Origin of the sequence: Moorena sp. SIO4G3, assembly GCF_010692305.1 — a bacterium.
GTDB classification, from domain to species: domain Bacteria; phylum Cyanobacteriota; class Cyanobacteriia; order Cyanobacteriales; family Coleofasciculaceae; genus Moorena; species Moorena producens_A.
Window position 1 is genome coordinate 1 of record NZ_JAAHIG010000646.1, and the last position, 2,489, is coordinate 2,489.

4 protein-coding genes are annotated in these 2,489 nt (G+C 43.6%); 1 reads left to right on the forward strand and 3 read right to left on the reverse strand.

The features are described 5' to 3' along the window. Window positions 1-169: 169 nt before the first annotated feature. From F6J99_RS44110 to F6J99_RS46050, 3 genes are all read right to left on the reverse strand, one after another. Entirely contained in the window at window positions 170-1,252 is a 1,083-nt protein-coding gene (locus F6J99_RS44110; RefSeq protein WP_293123546.1) for a DNA cytosine methyltransferase, read from the reverse strand. A 488-nt stretch (window positions 1,253-1,740) separates the two neighbouring features. Beyond that, window positions 1,741-1,893, reverse strand: coding sequence for a hypothetical protein (locus F6J99_RS44115; protein ID WP_293123549.1), 153 nt, complete (start codon window positions 1,891-1,893; stop codon window positions 1,741-1,743). Next, window positions 1,878-2,039: a hypothetical protein gene (locus F6J99_RS46050; RefSeq protein WP_365975457.1), complete on the reverse strand. Its 162-nt coding sequence runs from the start codon at window positions 2,037-2,039 to the stop codon at window positions 1,878-1,880. The genes F6J99_RS44115 and F6J99_RS46050 overlap by 16 nt, the downstream gene beginning before the upstream one ends. Before the next feature lie 265 nt (window positions 2,040-2,304). On the opposite strand from F6J99_RS46050, the gene F6J99_RS44125 reads away from it, so the two are divergent. Then, a partial coding sequence (locus tag F6J99_RS44125; protein WP_293123552.1) for a hypothetical protein occupies window positions 2,305-2,489 on the forward strand: 185 nt, incomplete at its 3' end.

Below are 2,489 nucleotides of genomic sequence, written 5' to 3' on the forward strand. Positions count from 1 at the left end.
CTGGAGTTCACACGTTCGCTCTTCCAAAATTCTCCCCATCTCCCCATCTCCCCCTCTCCCCATCTCCCCATCTCCCCATCTCCCCATCTCCCCATCTCCCCATCTCCCCATCTCCCCATCTCCCCATCTCCCCATCTCCCCATCTCCCCATCTCCCACACTCTTATCCCCTACAGCCGCAGGTGCAATGTGTCGCAAAGCTGATCAAAATAGGATTGAAAGTCTTTTGTCGTTGATACCTCAGAGGGGAAGATGGCTTTATGGATTGCTTCTCCAACTGCCTTGGCTAACCGTGGTGGTACAGCATTACCAACCTGTCTGTATCGTGATGTTTTAGAACCTTTGAATACAAAATGATCAGGAAAGGATTGGAGTCTAGCTGATTCCCTTACCGTCAGCCGTCTTACTCCTTCAACTGTTCCTGATCTCGGCTTTCCCCCATTCATTAAATGACGATGATACACCAGTAAAACACCTTCAGGATCAATAATGTGGGTGCGGTAACCTCCCATAGTAGCGGTAATGGTAGGACTTGGTGCATCGAAATTGATGGGTTTTCCCCCACCCTTGACTAGGGTTCCTGTCCAAGGGGTAGGACGAATCACGGGTTTATTGGCATAGGAAACTTTAGTGCTATTCGGTTCATAGTCTGGAACATCAGTTAAGGCTGAACCTGATGAAATATAAAGATTAGATGTCCCTAACCCATGGGTTTTTAGGGGAAACGTAAAATCAGTTTTTGTGGCTAAACCGACCAAAAATAGACGTTCACGATACTGGGGAATTCCATAGGATGCTGCTTCTAAAAGGTCTACATAAACTGAATAATCCAGGGCTTGAAACTGCTGAATAATCCATTGATAATAATTAAAATTTTTAGAGCTTTGCAACCCAGGCATAGTTTCCATTAAAAATGCCTTGGGTCGAATCTCCCTTACCGCTCGAATGAATTCTGGAACTAAATCTTTATTGTTGGCTTCGGATAACTGTTTACTTGGGTCTTTGTTTAGGACAGAAAAAGGTTGACAAGGCGGTGACCCTACTACTAGGTCAATACCTTGAAATTGAGTAAAGTCTAAGGCTCTAACATCGGAGCGAATAACGTTAGTGCTAGGAAAGTTTTCTCGATAAGTGGAAACAGCAGATTTATCAATTTCTATTGCTGTGGTAATTTGCCACCCAGCCATATGGAAACCTAGAGAAAGGCCACCTGCCCCTGCAAATATATCGATGGCGTTTTTGGAATCATTCATGAGTTAGCGAGCAGTTTTTCCCTATCAGCTATAGTGTTTTTAGTTGGAGTAGGGAGTAGGGAGTAGGGGTAAGAAAATTTACTGTACCTCATAACTATGATCAGGGCTATATTTGCACTATTTGTAGTTTAACGGTATCAGCTGGTTTTGTAATGCCAAATTGGTACATATTTGATTATTTAAGGTTAGTAAGGTTTAAGGTTTAAGGTTTAAGGTTGCAGGTTTAAAGTTGAAGGTTGAAGGTTGAACGCGCACGCGTGGCTAAAGGCCAAGGTTTAAGGTTGCAGGTTGAACGCGCACGCGTGTCTAAAGGCCAAGGTTTAAGGTATAAGGTTGTTCGCGTGGGTGCATCTCATATTTGTAAAAAAGTGCGGTAGGCTGCGTTAGGGGCGAGCTCACCAAAAAAAATAGCCGTAGAAATACTATCCACGGCTATTTAAATGACTTATGTCACTGAGTTCCCAAACCGAAACTGATGTGATCCTATTTTATTGACCTTGGTCTTTCGGCCACCCTACGGGACCAGACCGGAGCCAAGGCTCTGGGGGGAAGCCCCCCCAGAAATTTAGCGATGCAGCGCGGTCTTGGGGGTTTCCCCCATGAGCGACTGCATCAAGACAAGGTGTTATGGCAACAGCCAATACTTCATCATGGTTGTCATCACTTCCCCTGGAGTTTCAGTAGGTTCCAAAGGGCTCCAGTCGGCAATCTCCCCATAGCCTAGGGAATAAAACATTTGCATACTATGGATTAGCGTGATTTGCGCGGTCTTGGGGGTTTCCCCCATGAGCGACTGCATCAAGACACGGCTTGACGAGGACCTTTTAGAGTGTGCTCAACAGGTTGTTTCTTTAGGTTTTGGTTAGAGTATTTTGACATAAGTCAGAACTTGAACTCATTGTGGGTTTACATTGATTATTGTAATGATTATATTTTAGTTTGTCAAGGGTTTTTATAATTTTTTATTTGGAGGGGTTAGAGATAGTTTAAAAACATGATTGGAGCAGGTACACTATGTAAAAATAATTGAAATTATAGCGTTTATAGGACTCATGATGTACACAGATTTTTTTGACTATTGGTTGTTCCCTGTTCCCTATTCCCTGTTCTCTATTCCCTATTCCCTATTCCCTATTCCCTATTCCCTATTCCCTATTCCCTATTCCCTATTCCCTATTCCCTATTCCCTATTCCCTATTCCCTATTCCCTATTCCCTATTCCCTATTCCCTATTCCC

Coding starts and splice junctions, on each gene's coding strand:
- F6J99_RS44110 (WP_293123546.1), bottom strand. CDS start 1,252: ATGAATGATTCCAAAAACGCCATCGATATATTTGCAGGGGCAGGTGGC.
- F6J99_RS46050 (WP_365975457.1), bottom strand. CDS start 2,039: ATGGGGGAAACCCCCAAGACCGCGCAAATCACGCTAATCCATAGTATG.